General features: G+C 67.9%; 17 protein-coding genes. 14 read left to right on the forward strand and 3 right to left on the reverse strand.

The window, feature by feature from the left end; all coding sequences use genetic code 11:
• The first annotated feature begins 11 nt into the window (after positions 1–11).
• On the forward strand, positions 12–638 hold the full coding sequence (locus WMN78_RS10085; RefSeq protein ID WP_340533613.1) for a hypothetical protein: 627 nt from the start codon (positions 12–14) through the stop codon (positions 636–638).
• A 103-nt stretch (positions 639–741) separates the two neighbouring features.
• Positions 742–1383 carry a hypothetical protein gene (locus WMN78_RS10090; RefSeq protein ID WP_340533614.1) on the forward strand — a complete coding sequence of 214 codons (642 nt, stop codon included), beginning with the start codon at positions 742–744 and terminating at the stop codon, positions 1381–1383.
• Positions 1384–1386: 3 nt separating this feature from the next.
• On the opposite strand, the gene WMN78_RS10095 is transcribed toward WMN78_RS10090, so the two are convergent.
• The gene (locus tag WMN78_RS10095; RefSeq protein ID WP_340533615.1) at positions 1387–2802 is read right to left on the reverse strand and encodes an NAD(P)H-quinone dehydrogenase; all 1416 of its coding nucleotides are present in this window, start codon (positions 2800–2802) and stop codon (positions 1387–1389) included.
• Between the two features lie 95 nt (positions 2803–2897).
• Between WMN78_RS10095 and WMN78_RS10100 the strand changes: the two genes are divergently transcribed.
• Complete coding sequence (locus WMN78_RS10100) at positions 2898–3716, forward strand: purine-nucleoside phosphorylase (RefSeq protein ID WP_340533616.1); 819 nt, start codon at positions 2898–2900, stop codon at positions 3714–3716.
• 33 nt (positions 3717–3749) lie between these two features.
• On the opposite strand, the gene WMN78_RS10105 is transcribed toward WMN78_RS10100, so the two are convergent.
• Positions 3750–4229 (reverse strand): Rrf2 family transcriptional regulator, encoded by a 480-nt coding sequence (locus WMN78_RS10105; RefSeq protein WP_340533679.1) that lies wholly within the window; start codon positions 4227–4229, stop codon positions 3750–3752.
• A gap of 103 nt (positions 4230–4332) precedes the next feature.
• Between WMN78_RS10105 and WMN78_RS10110 the strand changes: the two genes are divergently transcribed.
• A complete protein-coding gene (locus tag WMN78_RS10110; RefSeq protein ID WP_340533617.1) occupies positions 4333–6072 on the forward strand; it encodes a phospho-sugar mutase in 1740 nt (579 codons plus the stop codon).
• 44 nt (positions 6073–6116) lie between these two features.
• On the opposite strand, the gene nirD is transcribed toward WMN78_RS10110, so the two are convergent.
• Positions 6117–6482, reverse strand: a complete 366-nt coding sequence (gene nirD / locus WMN78_RS10115; protein ID WP_340533618.1) for a nitrite reductase small subunit NirD — start codon at positions 6480–6482, stop codon at positions 6117–6119.
• A gap of 294 nt (positions 6483–6776) precedes the next feature.
• On the opposite strand from nirD, the gene nirB reads away from it, so the two are divergent.
• The 10 genes from nirB (at position 6777) to WMN78_RS10165 (ending at position 20756) form a co-directional block, all read left to right on the forward strand.
• The gene (gene nirB / locus WMN78_RS10120; protein ID WP_340533619.1) at positions 6777–9431 is read left to right on the forward strand and encodes a nitrite reductase large subunit NirB; all 2655 of its coding nucleotides are present in this window, start codon (positions 6777–6779) and stop codon (positions 9429–9431) included.
• 2 nt (positions 9432–9433) lie between these two features.
• Entirely contained in the window at positions 9434–10468 is a 1035-nt protein-coding gene (cobA, locus tag WMN78_RS10125) for a uroporphyrinogen-III C-methyltransferase (RefSeq protein WP_340533620.1), read from the forward strand.
• Positions 10469–10478: 10 nt separating this feature from the next.
• Positions 10479–11636, forward strand: a complete 1158-nt coding sequence (locus WMN78_RS10130; RefSeq protein ID WP_340533621.1) for a uroporphyrinogen-III synthase — start codon at positions 10479–10481, stop codon at positions 11634–11636.
• A gap of 188 nt (positions 11637–11824) precedes the next feature.
• A complete protein-coding gene (locus WMN78_RS10135; protein ID WP_340533622.1) occupies positions 11825–14470 on the forward strand; it encodes a GMC family oxidoreductase in 2646 nt (881 codons plus the stop codon).
• Between the two features lie 12 nt (positions 14471–14482).
• Positions 14483–16417, forward strand: a complete 1935-nt coding sequence (locus WMN78_RS10140; RefSeq protein WP_340533623.1) for a hypothetical protein — start codon at positions 14483–14485, stop codon at positions 16415–16417.
• Positions 16414–17478 (forward strand): esterase/lipase family protein, encoded by a 1065-nt coding sequence (locus tag WMN78_RS10145; RefSeq protein ID WP_340533624.1) that lies wholly within the window; start codon positions 16414–16416, stop codon positions 17476–17478. The genes WMN78_RS10140 and WMN78_RS10145 overlap by 4 nt, the downstream gene beginning before the upstream one ends.
• Positions 17475–18443 (forward strand): acetoacetate decarboxylase family protein, encoded by a 969-nt coding sequence (locus tag WMN78_RS10150; protein ID WP_340533625.1) that lies wholly within the window; start codon positions 17475–17477, stop codon positions 18441–18443. The genes WMN78_RS10145 and WMN78_RS10150 overlap by 4 nt, the downstream gene beginning before the upstream one ends.
• The gene (locus tag WMN78_RS10155; RefSeq protein WP_340533626.1) at positions 18440–18922 is read left to right on the forward strand and encodes a hypothetical protein; all 483 of its coding nucleotides are present in this window, start codon (positions 18440–18442) and stop codon (positions 18920–18922) included. The genes WMN78_RS10150 and WMN78_RS10155 overlap by 4 nt, the downstream gene beginning before the upstream one ends.
• Positions 18919–19407, forward strand: coding sequence for a hypothetical protein (locus WMN78_RS10160; RefSeq protein WP_340533627.1), 489 nt, complete (start codon positions 18919–18921; stop codon positions 19405–19407). Before WMN78_RS10155 ends, WMN78_RS10160 begins: the two co-directional genes overlap by 4 nt.
• Entirely contained in the window at positions 19404–20756 is a 1353-nt protein-coding gene (locus tag WMN78_RS10165) for a patatin-like phospholipase family protein (RefSeq protein WP_340533628.1), read from the forward strand. Before WMN78_RS10160 ends, WMN78_RS10165 begins: the two co-directional genes overlap by 4 nt.
• The last annotated feature ends 91 nt before the right edge of the window (positions 20757–20847 follow it).

The raw sequence follows: 20847 nt of genomic DNA on the forward strand, positions 1-20847 counted from the left end.
CCATCATCGACGTGGGGGGCGCAGTGGTTCAGGCTGTGTGGGGCGTTCTGGCTGCTGCAGTGACACTGTTGGCTTCGGGCTGCGCAGCCCCTGTGGCGGGACCGGTCGCGTCCGGCACAGAGCAAGTTATCCAGCAGCCTACCGCCACCGTTTCCACGTCGCCGGAAACGTCAGGCCCCCTTCCCGATCCCCCGGCCGAGCTTCCTTCCTCAGGGCAGCCGGTGCCGGACTTCTGCGCGGCCGGAGCGGTGTACCTGGCACGCTTTCCGGGGCTGCCGCGCCATGAACCTCCGGGACACCTTCCGGCGTCCCCGGACTCGAGCGGCTGCGCCTATTCCGAGACCGGGGACGAAACAGGACCCTTTGCCGTGCTGACCTTCACCGATTTATCTGTTGCCAGTGAGATGCAGGCGTTGCTGGCGGCCAGCTGCAAGTACAGTGAGCTGGCCCCCGGAGTGACGAAGGTCGAAGCCCTTGCCCGCGAACGGGGGTGGTCCGCCTGGACCGCCACGGAGCAAGCCGGTGTCCATGAAGCCCAGGTCTGCACCGGCAGCCATATCTACAACGCCTCTCTCGGCAACATTCCTGGTGCCGTGCCGGAGGACGCCCTCAAATCCATTCTGGCCGTCATCCGCTAGGGAGGCCGGGCCAAGGCTACCAAGGGACTTTGGCCCCCTTGCCCCGCCCGTTCGGATGGCGTCTCATGGATTCTAGAGGCCGCGGATCCGAGGGAGGGTTGCCATGTTCGCCGTCACGATCTTCCTGGCTGCAGCCGCACTCCTCGTCGTTGCCGCCGTGATGGCAATCGTCACCCTACGGAAGCTGGACCGCTCCGCCCGGGCAAGGGCCTTGATCTGGACGGCAACGGCCATCATGGCGGCCTTTACGGTCCTCGCAGGCCTGTTCATCAGCGGCTACGCCCTGGCCGACCCCGGGGGCAGCGAGGGAATCGCACTGGTTGCATCCTGGGCTGTGCCGCTGGCCGGACTCGCCGCACTCGCCTGGCTACGTCCCTCGTGGGCCGTCCCTGTACTGACGGTGCTGACCGCGTTGCTGGTGGTGGCGGGCATATGGTTCGCCGTGGATTCGGCGTCGTGGCGCACCTTCGAGAACGCCAACGGCCCGGTCCGGGCCGTGGCGGTCCTCGTCGTCGCCTTTCCGGCAGCCGTGCTGGGCCTCAAACGGACGGCCGTTGCGGGCTGGCTCCTGCTGGCGGCCGGCTTTGGCCCGATTGCCTTGTCAGCCCTGGGGAGCCTCGCCGGAGTGGTGTCCCTGTCCGCCATCAGCGTGATCCCGCTGATCACCGGTCTGCTGTATCTCGTTGCAGCCCGGATGACCCGCACCGCCCAGTCCACGGATCACCTCCGGGCCGCGCCCGCCTGACGTTTACATGTGCACGTGCAGGCGCCGCGCCGCTTCCGAGATGGAACCGCTCAGTGACGGGTACACCGTGAAGGTGCTGGCGACGTCGTCGACGTGCAGTTTGTGGGTGACCGCGATGGAAATCGCGAAAATCAGCTCGGACGCGTTCGGGCCCACCACCACCCCGCCGATCACGGTGCCGGAGCCCTTGCGGGCGAAGATCTTGATGAAGCCGTCCCGGTGGTTGCGCATCTTCGCTCGCGCATTGCTGCGCAGCGACAGCTTCACCACGTCGCCCTGGTACTTGCCCGAGTCGATCTCGGACTCGGACACGCCGACTGATGCGATCTCGGGCGACGTGAAGATGTTGGACGCCACCTGGTGCAGCTTCAGCGGGGTCACGGTGTCGCCCATGAAGTGGGCCACCGCGATGCGGCCCTGCATGGCGGCGACGGACGCGAGGGCCAGGACGCCGGTGCAGTCGCCGGCGGCGTAGATGTTCGGCGCCGTGGTGCGGGAGACGCCGTCCACTTTGATGTGGCCGCTCTCCGTGAGTGCCACCCCGGCTTCCTCCAGGCCGATCCCGGCCGTGTTGGGGATGGAGCCCACACAGACCAGGCAGTGGCTGCCGGTGACCTTGGAGCCGTCACCCAGGGTGACCACAACGCCGGCCTCCGTCCGCTCCACCGTTTCCGCGCGGGAACGGGAGAGCACCTTCACGCCGCGGCGTTCAAAGACGCCCTCCAGGACCTCCGCGGCATCGGTGTCCGAGCCCGGCAGCACGCGGTCGCGGCTGGAAATCAGGGTGACCTTGGAGCCCAGGCCGTTGTACGCAGAGGCAAATTCGGCACCGGTGACACCGGAACCCACCACAATGAGCTCCTCGGGGAGCTCGTCCATGTTGTAGATCTGAGCCCAGTTCAGGATCCGGTCGCCGTCAGGCCGCGCAGTGGGAAGTTCACGCGGGTGGGCGCCCACGGCGAGCAGGATGGTGTCCGCTTCCACCGTTTCGGTGCCGTCCGCGGTGAGGACCTCGATGGTGTGGCTGTCCAGCAGCCTGCCGGACCCGATCAGGATGCGCACACCCTGGTGTTCCAGTCCTGCCCGGATGTCCTCGGACTGCTTCCGCGCGAGAGTGAGCAGCCGGTCGTTGATGTGCTTCAGGTCCGCCCGCATCACCGGGGCGAAATCGCCGCCGTCGACGTCGAACTTCACTCCCAGCTCCCCTGCCTCACCGACGCGGGTCATCAGGTCCGCCGTCGCGATCAGGGTTTTGGAAGGTACGACGTCGGTGAGCACCGCCGAGCCGCCCAGGCCCGCCCGTTCGACGATGGTGACTTGCGCCCCCAGTGAGGCGGCCACCATGGCGGCTTCGTAGCCGCCGGGCCCTCCGCCGAGTATTGCGATGCGAGGTGAGCTGAAATCCGGATGCGTAGTCACAAAGATCCATTCTCTACCCATCCGCCGCCGCACACCAATAAAAGGGAGCTGTGCCACTGCTGGGCACGGCACGGCGGGCACGATAGCTTGTACCAGTGAGTAATACAGAATTCCTGAACACGGACCCTTTTGACGCCGCACGCGCGGCCGCCGACTATATCGCCCAGGAGACGGGCGTGGACAGCCACGACGTCGCCCTGGTGCTCGGTTCAGGCTGGGGCGACGCCGCTGACCTGATCGGCGAGACCACGGCCACGCTCTCCGCGGACGAGGTCCCCGGCTTCTCCGCGCCGGCGGTGGAGGGCCATGTGGGCACCATCCGCTCCGTCCTGACCACTGAAGGCAAGCGGGCCCTGGTGCTTGGCGCCCGGACGCACTACTACGAAGGCAAGGGCGTCCGCGCCGTGGTGCACGGAGTCCGGACGGCCGCGGCGGCCGGGTGCAAGGTCCTGGTGGTGACCAACGGCTGCGGCGGGCTCAACGAGGACTGGGCTCCGGGCACGCCCGTGCTCATCAAAGATCACATAAACCTCACCGCCACCTCCCCGCTGGAAGGCGCAACCTTCGTTGACCTGACAGATCTGTACTCCTCACGGATCCGGGGACTGGCCCGCGAAGTCGACCCGTCCCTCGACGAAGGCGTGTACGCGCAGTTCACCGGCCCGCACTACGAAACCCCGGCGGAAGTCCAGTACGCCAAGCGGATCGGCGCCGACCTGGTGGGCATGTCCACGGCACTCGAAGCCATCGCCGCCCGCCATGCCGGCATGGAGGTCTTCGGCATCTCGCTGGTGACCAACCTCGCCGCCGGGATCAGCCCGGTGCCCTTGAGCCACGGGGAAGTGCTGGAAGCCGGCCAGGCCGCCGGTCCGCGCATCTCGAAGCTGCTGGCGGAAATCATCGCCAAGCTCTGACAGCCCCGGGGCTGCTGCGGCGCCCGCCGGGTTCTAGTACCTGGCGGGCATCAGCTTCCTGAGGATGTCCTTCCGGGACCCGGGAAATTTCCGCTCCACCGAGGCGGCAATGCCGGCGATGGTCTGCCGGGACAGCGTCTGCCGCCAGGCCAGCTCTGCCTGCCGCATGGTCTGCGACACCAGGCAGCTGCGGAGGTAGTCCTCACCGGGGTCCGCTCCAGGCGTGTTCGCGAGGATGGATTCGCAACGGAATGCCGGTTCCGGACCTTCAATGGCCAGGACGACGTCCAGCACCGTGATCTTTTCCGCGGGCCGCGCCAACTGGAAACCGCCGCGGGGTCCTGACACGGAGGAAAGGATGCCGGCACGGACCAGCGCCTGCAGCTGCTTGTTCAGGTAGGCGGCGGGTAGCTGGTACAGCTCCGCCAGCCTCGAACTGTTCACGGCCTCCCCCGCGGGCGTCCAGGACATGTTGACGCAGCAGTGCAAGGACCACTCAACCCCCTGCCCCATCTTCACTTTTCAGACATTACGTGTCCGGAAAATTTGATGTCAAGGCTCCGGGCCGCGCTTGTCGGGCAACGCATCCGGGACGTTAGGCGATAGCTTTGTTCTTATGACGTCTTCCGATGCCGAATTTCCGCAACTGCTGAGCGATGCCCGCGACTGGGCCGCCCAGGATCCGGATCCCGCCACTGCCGCCGCTTTGACAGAACTCATCCGGCTTTCCAACGACGGGGTTCGCGCCGCCCGCCAGCAGCTTGAGGACAGCTTCAGCGGAACGCTGCAGTTCGGCACCGCGGGCCTCCGCGCTGAGCTGGGCCCCGGGCCAAACCGGATGAACCGCGTCGTCGTCCGGCGGGCGGCCGCCGGGTTCGCCGCGTTCCTGACCGCCGCTGTGGCGGAAGCGGCGCCGGGAACCCGGCCCCGCGCCGTCGTCGGCTATGACGCCCGCTATAACTCGGACATCTTCGCGAAGGAGACCGCCGCCGTGTTCACGGCTGCAGGCATCGAAACCTTCCTCATGCCGGAGGCGCTCCCGACGCCGTTGCTTGCCTACGCGGTCAGGGCACTGGATTGCGACGGCGGCGTGATGGTGACTGCCAGCCACAACCCTCCGCAGGACAACGGCTACAAGGTGTACCTCGGCAGGCATGCGGTGGAGGAGAGCGGACGCGGAGCGCAGATCGTGGCGCCCTACGACGCCCGGATCGCCGCGGAAATCGACCGCGTGGGCGGGCTGGACTCCATCACCCTCGCCCCTGCTGGCTGGACGGTTCTGGAACCCTCGATCACCGCCGGTTACCAGGCGGCGGTGGCGGCCCTGACGCTACCCGCACAGTTCCCGGCCCGTGACCTGAAAATCGTCCTGACCCCCATGCATGGCGTGGGCGGCGACACCGCTGTCGCCGTTCTGAAGGCGGCGGGGTTCGAAGACGTCACCCTGGTGTCCGAACAGGCCCGGCCGGACCCGGACTTCCCCACGGTGAACTTCCCCAACCCGGAGGAACCCGGGGCCTTGGACCTCGCGCTGGAAGCGGCGTCCCGCGTGGATGCCGACATTGTGCTGGCCAACGACCCCGACGCCGACCGTGCAGCCGTTGCCGCCAAGGATCCGGACACGGGTGCATGGCGCATGCTGCGGGGCGATGAAGTGGGCGCGTTGCTGGGCGCGCACATCGTGGCCCGGCTCGCCGGCGCCGAAGGCGCAGCACACGGCATCTTCGCGAATTCGATTGTGTCCTCGCGGCTCCTGGCGCGGATCGCCGCTGCTGCCGGGTACGCCCACGAGGAAACGCTCACCGGTTTCAAATGGATTTCCCGCGTTCCGGGCCTGCTCTACGGCTACGAGGAAGCGCTTGGATACTGTGTGGCCCCGGATCTGGTCCGGGACAAGGACGGCATCTCCGCCGCCGTGCTCATCGCGGAACTTGCGGCCGCGGCCAAGGCCGACGGCAAGACTATTTTCGACACGCTCGACGAGCTGTACCTTGTGCACGGGCTGCATGCCAGCGACCAGCTCAGCATCCGCGTCGCGGACCTTGGCCTGCTGGACGCCATGATGAACCGGCTCCGGGTCAGCCCGCCGGAATCATTCGGCGGGTCCGCCGTCGAAACATCCAGGGACCTGGCCGAAGGCAGTGAAACCCTGCCGCCGACGGACGGCCTGCTCTACCTCACGAAGGACCTCAGCCGGGTGATCATCCGGCCCAGCGGCACCGAGCCGAAACTCAAGTGCTACCTCGAAGTTATCCGAAGCGTGGGCTCAGCCGCGGAACTGCCCGAGGCGCGGCAGGCGGCACGGGCAGCGCTCGACGGCGTCCTGGGAGATGTGCGCGAGGCCCTGGGGCTGTAGCCGAAAGCGGCTGCGGCCCGGAGGAGCCCGGGAGCCTGTGCGGCCTAGAGCTCAACTTCGACGTAGCCGTCTACCACACGGGTGCGGAACGTGGGGAGGCGGAGATCGGCGGTACCGAAGCACTCACCGGTTTCCAGGTCGTAGACCTCCTTGTGCAGCGGCGACGCAATGGTCTGGCGCGTTCCGCGTGAACCAACAATGCCGCGCGCCATCACATGGGCGCCCGTGGCGGGATCTTCCTGGGCCACAGCGAACACCTGGGCGGCTGCGGTACGGAACAACGCCACCTGGCGGCCTGCGATCAATGCGGCCTCGCCCCACGCCAGCTCCAGTTCCTCCACGGCGCAGACGCGGTTCCAGCCCGTCGCAAATCCGGTGGTCTGGTCTTCAAGTTCAAGTATTGCGGTCATTTCCGGCCCCTCTCGCATTGCTTGCAGCCCGGCGCTCTTAGAACGGCTGCCGGGTCCCGGACCGCCAACGCGGCCACATATCCAAAACTAGGGCTGCGGTGTTTCGGCGGCATGCAGTCAATGTGTCCGGCACGTAAAAGGCAACTCACCTGTCCGGAAATCCGTTCGTGATGCAGAAGTTAAGTTCACGAAACATAAGGGAAACTGAAGCGAAACTGCGCGTACCTAGTCTGGATGGACACCTCGATTGAGATGGTCGCAGATCACCGCTGCGCCCCATGCGAAAGGCCCACAGTGACCGGACAGACTTCAAGCACACAGACACCACGCCGCATCGTGGTCGCCGGCGGCGGCCCCGCGGCCCACCGTTTTGCGGACGCAATGCATGCCCGTGGCCTTGAAGGATGGCAGGTAACCGTCCTCACCGAAGAAGCGCACCTCCCCTACGACCGGGTGGCCCTCAGCAAGGCGCTCACGGACAGCGACGTTGACCTCACCCTCGGCAGCGCCTCCATGTGGGACCACGACGCCGTTGCCCTGAAGACCGGCGAACGCGTCATCAAGATCAACCACGCTGCCAAGTCCGTGGAGACTGCAGCAGGCAACACCTATGAATTCGACGAGCTCGTGGTGGCCACCGGTTCAGACGCCGCCCGCCTGCCGATCCCCGGCGCCGAGCACGTGCACGTCTACCGCACCCTCGAGGACGTCTGGGCGATCAACAAGGCGATCGCCGAACTCACCGAAAAGCTCGGCCGCAAGATCAACGCAGTCACCATCGGCGGCGGACTCCTCGGCCTCGAATCGGCAGCGGGCACCGAACAGCTCGGCGCCACTCCCGTCGTGATCAACGGCGCCCCCTGGCTCATGAACACCCAGCTCGACGAAGGCGCGGGCCAGGCGCTCGGCCGCCTGATCGAAGCAAAGGGCTTCACCGTCCACGGCGGAGTGTTCCCCTCCGAGGTGCTTTCCGAAGACGGCCAGGTCACCGGCGTGCTGATGGCAGACGGCCGCATCATCCCCGCCGACCTCGTCATTGTCGCCATCGGCGTGAAGCCGCGCGATGAGCTCTTCCGCGCTGCCGAGGGTGAGGAACAGCTGTTCAGCCTGGGCCAGCGCGGCGGCGTGGTCATCAACGACTACTGCGCCACGGAGGTTGACGGAATCTGGGCCATCGGTGAAGTGGCCAACTTCGGCGGCATGTGCCTGGGCCTCGTGGCCCCCGCCAACACCATGGCCGAAATTGTCGCGGACCGCCTGCACGGCGGCGAAGCAACTTTCCCGGGCTTCGATACAGCCACCAAGCTCAAGCTCTCCGGCGTTGACGTTGCCAGCTTCGGTGACGCCTTTGCCCGGACCGAACACTCACTGGAGATCGTCTACGCCGACCCCGCCCGGGGCGTTTACCAGAAGATTGTCACCACCGACGATGCCAAGACCCTCCTGGGCGGCATCTTCGTAGGCGACGCCACTCCCTACACGAGCCTGCGCCCGCTCTTGGGCCGCGAGCTCGCCGCCGAGCCCGGCGCCTACCTCACCGCCGCCGGCGGCGGGGACGCCCCGGAAACGGAACTGCCGGACGACGCCATCCTGTGTTCCTGCAACAACGTGTCCGCCGGAACCATCCGCGACACCGTCAACGGCTGCGGTGCCTGCGACGGCAACGCTCCCGTCCAGGAGCTCGGTGAGCTGAAGGGCTGCACCCGCGCCGGAACCAGCTGCGGTTCCTGTGTGCCGATGCTCAAGAAGCTGCTGGAAACCGAACTGACCAAGTCCGGCGTCGAGGTTTCCAAGGCACTGTGCGAGCACATCGAGCTCTCCCGCCAGGAGCTGTTCGAGACCATCCGCGTGCTGGAACTGACCTCCTTCGAGGAGGTCATGGCCAAGTACGGCACCGGCGCAGGCTGCGACATCTGCAAGCCGACGATCGCCAACATCCTGGCCAGCCAGAACAGCGCCTACGTTCTGGACGCCGGCCGCGGCACCCTGCAGGACACCAACGACCGCGCCCTCGCCAACATGCAGAAGGACGGCACCTACTCGGTGGTCCCGCGTATCGCCGGCGGTGAAATCACCCCGAAGAAGCTCGGCGTCATCGCCGCCGTGGCGGAGAAGTACAACCTGTACACCAAGATCACCGGCGGACAGCGGATCGACATGTTCGGTGCCCGGCTGGAGCAGCTCCCGGAAATCTGGAAGGAACTGGTGGACGCCGGCTTCGAATCCGGCCAGGCCTACGGCAAGAGCCTGCGCACGGTGAAGTCCTGCGTCGGGTCCACCTGGTGCCGTTTCGGCGTCCAGGACTCGGTGGCCATGGCCATCCAGCTCGAGCTCCGCTACCGCGGCCTCCGCAGCCCGCACAAGCTCAAGATGGGTGTCTCCGGCTGCGCCCGCGAATGCGCCGAGGCCCGCGGCAAGGACGTCGGTGTGATCGCCACGGCTGACGGCTGGAACCTGTACGTCGGCGGCAACGGCGGTGCCACCCCGGCACACGCCCAGCTGCTGGCCAAGGACCTCGACGACGAGACGCTCATCAAGTACATCGACCGGTACTTCATGTACTACATCCGCACCGCCGACCGCCTGCAGCGCACCGCGCGCTGGCAGGAAGAGCTCGACGGCGGCGTCAAGCACGTCGAGGACGTTGTGGTCAAGGACACCCTGGGCATCGCCGAGGAACTCGAAGCGGCCATGGCCAAGCACGTGGACACCTACGTCGACGAATGGGCAGACACCCTGAAGGATCCCGAGCGCCTGCGCCGGTTCCGCTCCTTCGTCAATGCGCCCGACCAGAAGGACGATTCCATCACGTTCGTCTCCGACGAGCGCGGCCAGATGCGCCCGGCCACGGCAGAAGAAAAGACACGCGCCAGCCAGCAACCAGTCCTCATCGGGGCCACCATCCCGATGCGGCCCTCCACACCGGAACTCGACAAGAACGAGGTATAGGCATGCAGCTCAGCATTGATCTCACCGGCCGCGAAGTCCTGGTCACCGGATCCGACCACGCCGCCCGGCAGGCGGTCCGCCGCTACGAGGCCGCCGGCGCCGTCGTTTCCCGCCTCAGCACCCCGCATGGTGCGAGCCATGACGGGCCGCTGCCCGAGCGCCCGTTCCTCGTGGCTGCCGTCGACGACGGCCAGCCCGGCTGGGAGGCGCTGCTGGACCGCTGCCGCCGGACCGGCATCCCGGTTGCGGTGGAACCGGCTGCGGGAGCAGTGGGCCACGTGACGCTGGTGGGCGGCGGCCCCGGCGTCGGCGAGCTGCTGACGGTTGCCGCCGTCAAGGCGCTGCGCGATGCGGACGTCGTCTTCTACGACCGGCTGGCCCCTTACCAGGAGCTGCCGTCCCTGACCTCGGCCGAGCTGGTGGACGTGGGCAAGCAGCCCGGCCACCACAAAGTCAGCCAGGGCGACATCGAGAAGCTCATGGTGCAAAGCGCGCTGGCCGGAAACAACGTGGTCCGCCTCAAGGGCGGGGACCCTTATGTGTTCGGCCGCGGCGGCGAGGAGGTTGCCGCCTGCGTGGCTGCCGGCGTACCCGTCAAGGTCATTTCCGGCGTCACTAGCGCCATCTCCGTTCCGGCCGCAGCCGGGATCCCGGTAACGCACCGCGAAGTCAGCCACATGTTCACCGTGGTGTCCGGCCACGCCCCGCTGACCGAAAAGGAGCTCACGCACCTTGCCGGGCTGGGCGGGACCATCGTGGTCCTCATGGGCATCGGAACGCTGCACCAGCTAGCCGCCGGCCTGCGCCGGGCGGGCATGAAGGCAGACATGCCGATGGCCGTCGTCGAACGCGGCTACCGCCCCGGCCAGCGCACCACCATCGCCCAGCTGGGTACGATTGTCACAGCGGCCGCCGATTGCACTAACCCGGCTGTGCTGGTCATCGGCGAGGTGGTGCGGGTGGCTGAAGCCAACCGCGGGCACGCCGAGGCGGCGGCTGATCTCGACCGCCTCGCAGCGTCACTGATGGAATCGTGAAAGTAAAACCATGAGCGCCTTGAACTCTATTGCCCCCGCCTCCGGTCCGCAGGACTCCCCTGCCGCCGACGCCCCCGATTCACCCCTGGAGGGGTTCCGGATCGGTGTCACGTCGCACCGGCGCTCCCAGGACCTGATTGAGGCCCTGGAGCGCCGCGGTGCGGAGGTGCTGCACGCGCCCGCGCTCAAGATCGCGCCGGTGCAGGAGGACATGCGGCTCATCGACGACACCCGGGCCATCATCGCCGCGAGGCCCGATCTCTGCATCGCCACCACCGCCTATGGCATGCGCCGCTGGTGCGAGGCAGCCGACGCATCAGGAATCGGCGACGAACTGCTGGAGACCCTTGCGGCCTGCCGGATGTTTGTCCGCGGACCCAAGGCCCGCGGTGCCGTCCGCGCCGCCGGACTTGCCGACGTCGGAATCAGCAGCGACGAAACGACGGCCACCCTGGTGGACATGCTGCTCAAGGAAGGCGTCCGCGGCAAGACCGTGGCCGTCCAGCTGCACGGCTACACGGACGTCCGCCAGCTTGAGCGCCTCAGGATGTCCGGCGCCACCGTGCTCACCGTGACCCCGTACCGCTGGGTCAAGCCCGACGGCGAGGACAAACTGCCGCGGCTGATCGAGGCCGCCTGCAGCGGGAACCTGGACGTCCTGACCTTCACCAGCGCACCCGCCGTCGACGCCATGTGGAGCACAGCGCACGAGATGGGCCTCTACAAGCAGCTGGTCGACGCCCTGAAGACCACCGTCACCACCGCCGTTGTGGGTCCCATTACGGCGCAGCCGCTGCTCGACGCCGGACTGTCCCCGCTCATTCCGGAACGCTTCCGGATGGGTGCCCTGATCCGGCTGGTCTGCGAACACCTGGCCCTGAACCATGTCCGCCGCCTGGACACCAGGTCCGGCAATGTGGAGCTCCGCGGACGGTCGCTCCGGATCGACGGCGAAGCGGTCGAAATGGCACCGGCACCGCTCCTCCTGCTGCGGGCCCTGCTGGGCGCCGAGGGTGCGGTCCTCTCCCGGGAGTCACTCTCCGAACTGCTCGAACTGCGCGGCTCCGTGCATGCGCTGGACATGACCGTCAGCCGGCTGCGCTCGTCCCTTCCGGACGGCCGGATGGTGGAAACCGTGGTGAAACGCGGTTACCGGATCCGGGTCTAGCACTCCCCCTACGGGTTCCTGCGCCGGGCTTCCTTTCCGGGTCCGTGGACAGACCCCGTCCGCAGTGGGAACATGTCGCTATGGTTTGCGTCTGACCGTCCCGTGGCCGCCTTCGGACCCCCGTGGTGCGTGGCGGCCGGGGCGTTTGGCGGGGCGGCTCTTCCGAGGGGAATTGCGTGGAACCGGTGGTGCAAGGCGACGATGAACCCGCGGAGTCGGTGGACGCCGTGGTGGTGGGTTCCGGCTTTGGCGGATCGGTAGCGTCCTACCGCTTGGCGGCCGGCGGACAGTCCGTGGTCCTCATGGAACGGGGCAGGGCCTACCCGCCGGGCAGTTTCGCTCGGACACCGTCGGAGATGGGCCGGAACTTCTGGGATCCGGACAAAGGCCTCTACGGCCTCTTTGACGCCTGGACCTTCCGCGGCCTGGAAGGAATCGTCTCCAGCGGACTGGGCGGCGGGTCCCTCATCTACGCGAACGTGCTGCTGCGCAAGGACGAGAAGTGGTTCGTCCAGGAATCTCCCGTGCCCGGCGGCGGCTATGAAAGCTGGCCGTTCAGCAGGCAGGACCTCGAGCCGTACTACGAAGCCGCCGAGGCCATGCTCCGGCCCGTGCCCTATCCCTACCAGGACACCCCGAAGACCCTGGCCATGGAGACCGCCGCCCGGGCCCTCGGGCTCAGCATCACGCGGCCGCCCATCGCCGTCACCTTTTCAGCCTCTCCTGGTGCCGCTCCCGCCAGGAACCAGGTGCTGCCCCCCGCGCCGTACGGAAGCGTCCACGGCGAAGGGTCCGTGCGCACCACCTGCACGCTGTCCGGGGAATGTGACATCGGCTGCAACACCGGAGCCAAGAACACCCTGGACCACAACTACGTTTCCGCGGCCAAGGCTGCCGGGGCGGACATCCGGACCCATCACGACGTCCGCGGCATCCGTCCCCTCCCGGCGGGCGGTTATGAAGTCCGCTATGTCGTCCACGATCCGGCCGACGCCGCCCCCGGGCTCCTGCGCGAACAGGTGATCCACTGCCGCCGGCTCATCCTTGCCGCCGGGACCTTCGGCACCACGTTCCTGCTGCTGCGCAACCGGGCGTCGCTGCCCGCGCTGAGCCCGGCGCTGGGCACCCGGTTCAGCGGAAACGGTGACCTGCTGGGCTTCGTTCTGGACGCCAAGGACCCCGACGGCGTCACGCGCACGCTCTCGGGCAGCATCGGTCCGGTGATCACCACGGCCATCCGCACCCCCGACTCCACCGACGGCGGCGAAGGCCGCGGCTACTACATCGAGGACGCCGGCTACCCCTCGTTCATGAACTGGCTGCTGGAAACCGGACAATTCCGACGGGTGGCCAAGCGCGCCGGCAAAGTGATGGTGCAACTCCTCAAGGACAGGCTCTTCCACGCCCAGCGCTCCAACATCTCCGCGGACCTTGCCGCCGCCCTGGGCGACGGCCGCCTCTCGGCGTCGTCGGTTCCGCTGCTCGGCATGGGGCGGGACATCCCGGACGGCGTGATGACCCTGCAGGGCGGCCGGCTGGCCATCAATTGGACCCTCGCCACGTCCGCCGCGTACTTCGGCCGGATGCAGGACACGATGCAGGCGATCGCGAAGGAACTGGGCGGCAGCTTCAAGCAGAATCCGCTCTGGTGGAGCAAACGGGTCATCACGGTGCATCCGCTGGGCGGCGCCCCGGCCGGGCGGAACAGCAGCGAGGGTGTGTGTGATTCCTACGGTGAGGTGTTTGGCTACCCCGGCCTGTATGTGGTGGACGGCGCCGCGATGCCGGGGCCGGTGGGAGCCAACCCCGCCCTGACTATTGCCGCGTTTGCCGAACGCGCCTGCCACCGGATCCTGGCCGGAGCCGACGACGGGGCCAGGAAGCGGGGAGGACTGGACTCCGCCGGCGTTCCGCCGGTAAGCGTCGACGGCGGGATGCCCGACGGCGGGATTCCCGGCTACCAGCCGGGCCCGCTCCGCGCCCTGGTACCGGACGCCACCAAAGGGGCGAAGGCGCCCCGGGAAGAAAGCACGTTTGCCCCGCGGACCGGCAGCCGGACGCCGGGGTTGCGCTCGGTCGGATCCACAGATGCCGTCGTGCTTCCCGAAAGCGAGGCCCTACAGGAAGCTGAGATCGAGGAGGAAGCCGAACTGGCCGAAACAGGGCCGACTTCCGTCAGCTTCACCGAACAGATGCACGGGTGGTTCAGCCCGGGCGTGCCCGATCCCGAGAAGGGCCGCAGCCTGGGCCGTGACCGCAGCCGCCGGATGATGTTCGAACTGACCATCACCGCCCCTGACATTGACGCATTCGTCCGCGATCCGCTCCATCCGGCAACTGCGGAAGGTTATGTGCTGGCCGACCAGTTCGGTGGACGCCTGCCGGTGGAGCGCGGCTGGTTCAATCTCTTCGTCAGCGAAGGTCCCGGCGCGACCGGACGGAAGATGCTCTACCGGCTTTGGCTGCGGGATCCCGGCGGCACCCCGCTGACCTTCGTGGGGCACAAGGACGTCAGGAATGACGCAGGATTCGACGTCTGGGCGGACACCACCACGCTGTACGTCACTATCCTCCGCGGACATGTCCCGCCCCCGGAGAGTTTTCGTCCAGATACAGGGACTTCCGCGCCCCCGAACGCCCTCGATGTGGACAAAAACTCCGAAGCCGTGGCGGGGGCCGGGATGCTGTACATCCGGCCGTGGGACTTCGCCCGGCAGTTGACCACGTTCCGCGCAGCGGGCCCGGCCCCTGCGAGCGCCCTGGCTGCATTCGGCAGGGTGTTCCTGGGTGAACTGTGGCAGGTCTACGGCCGCCGACCGCACGGCCGGCCATGAAAGGGGACGGGGATGAAGCGGGCTGAGCTGGCGCGGCACAGCAGCACCCTCGGCTTCACTCCGCGGGACGCTGTGCGCTGGCTCGCCCCCGCCCAGCTGGGCAGGACCGCCGTGCGGGTTGTCCTCGCGTCCGTCTTCGCCGACTTCGGTGACAAACGTGAGCTGGAGGGCGGCTTTCCCGGCTACGAACTCGATCTGGAACGGCTGCCCGTCCCCGGCCAGCCAGCGCAGCCGGTGGTCCGGGACCTTGGCCTGCCCGGTGCGGGGCCTGATGCCGCGGGGGCTGAAAGGATTTCCGGGGCCGGAGACCTGTGGCTGGATTTCACGGCCGACCTGGGCGACGGGTTTGATGCCACGTACACGGTGGCGTCATTACTGGCCGAAGAGTCGCTGCGTGTGGACGGGCATGAGCTCCACCGCGGCCAAGTGCTGGTGCTGGGCGGCGATGAGGTGTATCCGGTGGCCGCTCCCGCCGCGTACGAGGACCGCATGGTGGGTCCGTACCGGACTGCGCTTCCCGGCGGCCGCTCCCCCCGCGGGGCCGCCGTGCTGCTGGCCCTCCCCGGCAATCACGACTGGTACGACGGCCTGACATCCTTCATCCGGCTGTTCACGCGGCAGCGGAACATCGGCGGCTGGCGGACCATCCAGACACGGAGCTACTTCGCCCTCCGGCTCACGGGAGGGGACGACTCGCCAGGGTGGTGGCTCGTGGGACTGGACAGCCAGCTGGGGCAGTACATCGACGAACCGCAGCTGGATTACTTCTACAACACAGTGACCACCCGGCTGCTGCCGGGCGACGCCGTCATCCTGTGCGTGGCAGCCCCCTATTGGGTGCGGGAAACGGAAGACGAGAACGCGTTCCGGCAGGTGCATTTCTTCGAGCAGGATTACCTGCGGCGGCGCTTCAACCGCCGCGCGGGGATGTTCGAGGATACGGGCGCCTCCGTCCGGCTGTGGCTCACCGGGGACCTGCACCATTATTCGCGCTACGAGGAAACAGCGCCCGGCGAACAGGCTGAAGGTAGTCCCCCTCCCGCCTCCGGAGCAGACCCGCGCCGGACCCAGCTCATCACCTGCGGCCTGGGCGGCGCGTTCCTGGCAGACGCCCGGTGGCTGCCTGCCGGGGTGACGCTCCCGGGAAGCAGTCCCCGCCAGGGCCGCCGCTTCGCCCTGGCTCCGGGAACGTTCCCGGGCGTGGCCGAGTCCCGGCAGCTCCGCGGACGCCTGGCCAATCCGTTGACACCGTTCTGGCTGCCGCTGCGGAACCCGGGCTTCGGCTCTGCCCTCGGCGTGGCGCACATGGTGGCCGCCCTGACGCTTTGGACCGTCTTCAGCGCGTTCCGCGGCCTCTCCTTCGTGGACAGCCTGCTCAGCCTGAAGGCAGGCAATACCGGGTTGCTCGCGCTGACGATCTTCGCGGTCCCCCTGCTCCTGCTGTTGCTGCTGGTCACCCTGGGTACCGCGCTCGGTCTTGCCCGGGAGCCTCGGGAAAACGGCGCCGGGTTCACCGTTGCCCGCGGGGCCCTCTGGCAGCTCTCAGCGCTCGGGGCGGGGATCGCCGTCGTCCTGCTCCTCCCGTGGCCGGCGGCGTGGCCGCCATTCCTGACCCTTGCACTGGTGCTCGCCTTCATCTTCGCCGCAGGGTATGCGGCCGGAAGCGAAGCGTTCGCGTTCTTCATCCTGAGGACCGCAAGCGGCGAAGTGGCCTCGTGGGCCATGTCCGGCCAGGCCGTGGAGGACCACAAGGGCTTCCTGCGCATCCGGATCGCCCCGGACGGCACCCTGACGGTGTATCCGGTGGCAGTGGACCGCATCTGCCGGGACTGGAGTCTTGGGGAAACCGGCGACGGCGGCCTCCGCCCGGTACCGGCCGACGGGCTGCCGCCGCTCCGGCTCTTCGAACCGCCCGTCACCGTCGCCAGGGAGGGATTTCTGCCATGAGCAGCCCCCGCACCATCACCCGGGCGGACCACGTCACGGAGGTGATCCCGTTTCCCGCCGGGGACGGAACGCCGCTGACCCTGCTGCACGTCACCACCGCCGGGACCCCCGACGCCGGAACACCGGAGAAGGGGCCGGTGCTGCTGGTCCACGGGGCCGGGGTCCGGGCCGAGCTCTTCCGTCCGCCGCTGCCGCGCACCCTGGTGGACGCCCTGCTGGAGGACGGCTGGGACGTGTGGCTCCTGAACTGGCGGGCCTCCATCGACTTTGAGCCCCTTTCGTGGACCCTGGGTGACGCGGCCGTGTACGACCACCCTGCCGCCGTCGACTACGTCCTGGGGGCGACCGGAGCCGACACGTTGAAGGCGGTCATCCACTGCCAGGGGTCGGTGTCCTTCGCCATGGCGGCCGTGGCAGGGCTCCTTCCCCGCGTGGACACGGTGGTCTCCAATGCCGTGTCGCTGCATCCGGTGATCCCGTTGTGGTCAATCGTCAAGATCACCTACCTGGCCGAACTGCTGAAGCCTTTCACGCCTTACCTGTCCCCGGCGTGGGGCTACAAATCCAACGGGTACTTCTCCCGCATCCTCAGGTCCATGGTCAAGGCCACCCACCACGAATGCGACAACCTGGTGTGCCGGCTGGTCAGCTTCACCTACGGCAGCGGCCGGCCCGCGCTCTGGTCGCATGAGAACCTGGACGAGGCCACCCACAACTGGATCAGCGGGGAGTTTGCCGAAGTCCCGTTTACGTTCCTGTCCGAGATGGGCCGCAGCGTGCTGGCCCGGCGCATGGTGGCCGCGGGGAACCACCCGGAACTGCCGGCGGACTTCCTGGCCGAAGCCCCGCAAACCGACGCCCGGTTCTCCTTCCTGGCCGGGCGCAACAACCGCTGCTTTCTTCCCGAAAGCCAGGAGCGGACCTTTGCCTTCTTCCAAGGCCACCGCCCCGGAAAGGATTCCCTGCATCTGCTGCCCGGGTACGGGCACCTGGACGTCTTCTTTGGGGCCCGCGCCTGGGCGGACACCTATCCCATCATCCTCAAGGAGCTGAACAGATGAACAAACTCATCGGGCTGGCCGCTTCCCTGCTGCGGCTGGTGCCCTCGCCAGTGCCGCACCGCCAGGAGCGCCTGCGGGGTCATCATGCCACGGTGGACGGCATCAAATACTCCATGCCCGTCAATTCCGACGACTCCCCTGTGCTGATGGCGGCGTTTCCCATCAACAAGCGGGCCGCGGCCGCCATCCTGCCCGGCACGGAGCTTCGGCCGTTCAGCCTGGGCGGGAAGGGGCTGCTGGTGGTCACGGTGGTGAACTACAAGTCGACGGACATCGGCAAATACATTGAATACTCGCTGGCAATCGCCGTCACCCACGGTTCCCGGCCCGCGCCTCCGCTCCTGCCGCTGCTCTTCCAGAAGACGTTCGGACTGGGCCAGTACGTGGTGGACCTGCCGGTCAGCACGGAAGTCTCGGTCAAGGGCGGCAAGGGCATCTGGGGCATGCCCAAGCACCAGGCCAGCCTGGACTTTGTGGTCACGGACTCCACCGTCTCCGCACAGTACGACGACCGGGGCAGGCTGGGCTGCTTCATCGAGATTGAGCGCCCCGGGCCGGCGGGGATTCCGCTCAAGCTGGCCGCCTCCAACTACTGCGCGTTCCGCGGGATGCTAATGAAGTCCGATATCTACTTCGAGGCCACCGGGGACATCGCCCTGGGAAACGAGGCCAAGGCCCGGCTGGTGCTGGGCGACGCGCCCGGCGTTGCCGCCCTCAAGGGGCTCCAGCCGGCGGACAAACCGGTGTTCACTGCCTACCTTCCCGAAGCCCACGGGGTCCTGGACGACCACTTCGAGGCCTGGTTCCTGACAGCACCGACCGCCGAGGACGCCGCACGGATCCCCGGCGGCGACCCGCTCGAGTCCGTGGCGGGCCTGGGCCAGGGCCAGGAATGGCTGCCCGCGCCGGACCGGAGCACCACGGCCCGAGCCCGCACCGGCACCGGCACCGGAGAAACCCCGTGAACTGGCTCCTGCTGCTGAACGCACTGTATTTCCTGTTCGGCGCCACCATGTACGTGGGCACCATGTGGGTCCTGAAGTTCTTCCTCTACCCCACCTGGGAATCCCTGGACCGCGGCAACGTGGACATGCATTTCGGCATCCCCACCCGCCAGGCCACCAAGTTCTTTACCGTGGTGGTGCCGCCCATGTTCATCTCCGGCATCGTCCTGGTGTGGACGGAATGGGGCACCTTCCGGCTCATTCCCGCAGTGCTCTGCCTCCTCGGAATCATCGTCCTTACGGTGGTGGGCCAGGCCATGATCATTCCCGTGAACATCAGGATCCGGGGCGGAGATTTCGCCGACGATGCCGAACTGCGGTCGCTGCTGCGGCGGTGGATGCTGCTCAACGACATCCGCTTCTACGTCTCCACGCTTACCTGGCTGGCCATCGTCTGGCTGCTGGTGGACCGGGGCCGGCTGTGGGAGGCGTTCGCATGAGCGGGATGGTCCGCCCGTCCGCGGCGGCCGTTCCCGGCCTCGGCGCCTGGATCGCGGCCGATCCGCTGCGCGCCGTGCTGGCGGCAATCGCCGTCGTCACCGTCCTTTCCGGCGCGGTGCAGATACCGTTCGGCGGCGTCGTCCTTGAGCTGCTGGGCGCGGAGCCGACGACGGCGGCGCGCCAGCTGTTCGGCACCGTGGGAATGTTCATGGTGGTGGTGGGCGGACTCCTCCTCCACACGCTTCTGCGCCCGCAGCCGGCGGCCGAAGTGCTGCTGTGGTCCGGTGTGCAGAAAGCGGGAGCCTGCGCCGCCGTCGCGGTCGGGGTCCTCAACGGGGTCTTCGCGCCGGTGGCGCTGGCGGTGGCAGTGTTTGACCTTGCGACGGCGGCACTCTGCCTCATCTACCTGCGCCGCCTGGTCTATGTGCGCGAGGAGTCCCCGGGGAACGCCGGCGGGGGGACCGGGCCGGGGACCGGGCCGTGAAGCGTTCGCTGGTCCTGGCGGGCGGCGGCATGCGCGTGGCGTGGCAGGCAGGCGTGGTGCGGGCCCTGGCCGAAGAGGGGCTGCACTTCGACCACGTGGACGGGACGTCCGGCGGCATCCTGACCGCGGGAATGCTGCTGTCCGGGGTCCCGCCCGAGGACATGTGCCGGAACTGGTCCGGCGTCAACGTCACGGACTTCGGCTCGGCACTGCCGCTGGGCGACTACGTCAAGGGGCCGTGGTCACTGCCCGCCATCGGGGACGCCGACGGCCTGCTCGGCAAGGTCTTTCCGGCCCTCGGGATCGACGACGGCGAGATCCGGCGCCGTGCCGCCCTGCCGGGCGCCGTCGAGGGCACCTTCAACGTGGTGGAGTTCACCGGGAAGCTCTGCCACGCCATCGACGCCCGCGACGTGGATGCGGCACTGATGGCGGCCGGAATGTCGCTGCCCATCTTCCTCACCCCGCTGCGGCGTGAGGGGAAGATCTGGACTGACGCGGTCTGGGTCCGTGACGCCAATGTGGCCGAGGCCCTCCGCCGCGGAGCCGACGAGGTGTGGCTGGTCTGGTGCATCGGCAACACCGGGTACTGGGGCGACGGTCCGCTGGAACAGTACGTCCACATGATCGAGATGAGTGCGATGGGCGCCCTGCTGGCCGACTTCGACGCCGCGAAGGCGGCCGGTCGGGACTTCATCCTCCACGTTGTCAGGCCGGAGAACCCCCTGCCGCTGGATCCGGAGTTCTACCTGAACCGCATCGACGCCGACACCCTGATCGGCATGGGGTACCGGGACGGCCGGCGCTACCTCAAGGACATGACCGCCGAAGGCCTGCCCAAGGACGCTTCGTGCACGGCGATGGTTGAACCGCCCGCAGGGATCCGCTTCACTGAACGGTTGCACGGTAACAGCGGAGGCCAGGAGGCCCGTCTCACCGTCACAGTGTCCGTCCCGCTGGAAGGTGCAGGCGCGGCCGCCGGGCTCACCGGCTTCCTCGACTACGCGCCTTTCGGCCCGAGGGCGTTCCTGGCCGGCGGGCGCGTTGACGTCCAGGGTGAAACGGTGACCTACCGGGCTTCGGTTCATGCTGGCGGCGCCTGGCACCGCTTGTCCCTGGCGCGGGTGTTCCACAACGACCCCGGACCGGACGCCTGGGACGACACCAGGCGGGCGCGCCTCACGGTGGGTTCGCTGCTGGATGTGCCGGTCACGATGGGTCTGGCCGACGCCGCCGCCCTCATCGCTTCGGTGGAACCGGCGGGTGTCCACGGACTCCGGGCGAAGGCTGCCGCTGTCGCCGGAATCACGGCGGGAGGCCTCCGGGAGGCGTTTCGACGGTACGGCTGAGTGGCAACTGTGAGGCACGCCACAGCCGAAGAACACGTTTGTTGCCGCTTGGTAAACATCAGCGAACGGGCAGGGACATTCCGGCAACACC

The organism is Arthrobacter oryzae (assembly GCF_037911235.1).
Classification (GTDB): domain Bacteria; phylum Actinomycetota; class Actinomycetes; order Actinomycetales; family Micrococcaceae; genus Arthrobacter; species Arthrobacter oryzae_E.

Coding starts and splice junctions, on each gene's coding strand:
- WMN78_RS10090 (WP_340533614.1), top strand. CDS start 742: ATGTTCGCCGTCACGATCTTCCTGGCTGCAGCCGCACTCCTCGTCGTT.
- WMN78_RS10105 (WP_340533679.1), bottom strand. CDS start 4,229: ATGGGGCAGGGGGTTGAGTGGTCCTTGCACTGCTGCGTCAACATGTCC.
- WMN78_RS10110 (WP_340533617.1), top strand. CDS start 4,333: ATGACGTCTTCCGATGCCGAATTTCCGCAACTGCTGAGCGATGCCCGC.
- nirD (WP_340533618.1), bottom strand. CDS start 6,482: ATGACCGCAATACTTGAACTTGAAGACCAGACCACCGGATTTGCGACG.
- cobA (WP_340533620.1), top strand. CDS start 9,434: ATGCAGCTCAGCATTGATCTCACCGGCCGCGAAGTCCTGGTCACCGGA.
- WMN78_RS10130 (WP_340533621.1), top strand. CDS start 10,479: ATGAGCGCCTTGAACTCTATTGCCCCCGCCTCCGGTCCGCAGGACTCC.
- WMN78_RS10140 (WP_340533623.1), top strand. CDS start 14,483: ATGAAGCGGGCTGAGCTGGCGCGGCACAGCAGCACCCTCGGCTTCACT.
- WMN78_RS10145 (WP_340533624.1), top strand. CDS start 16,414: ATGAGCAGCCCCCGCACCATCACCCGGGCGGACCACGTCACGGAGGTG.
- WMN78_RS10150 (WP_340533625.1), top strand. CDS start 17,475: ATGAACAAACTCATCGGGCTGGCCGCTTCCCTGCTGCGGCTGGTGCCC.
- WMN78_RS10160 (WP_340533627.1), top strand. CDS start 18,919: ATGAGCGGGATGGTCCGCCCGTCCGCGGCGGCCGTTCCCGGCCTCGGC.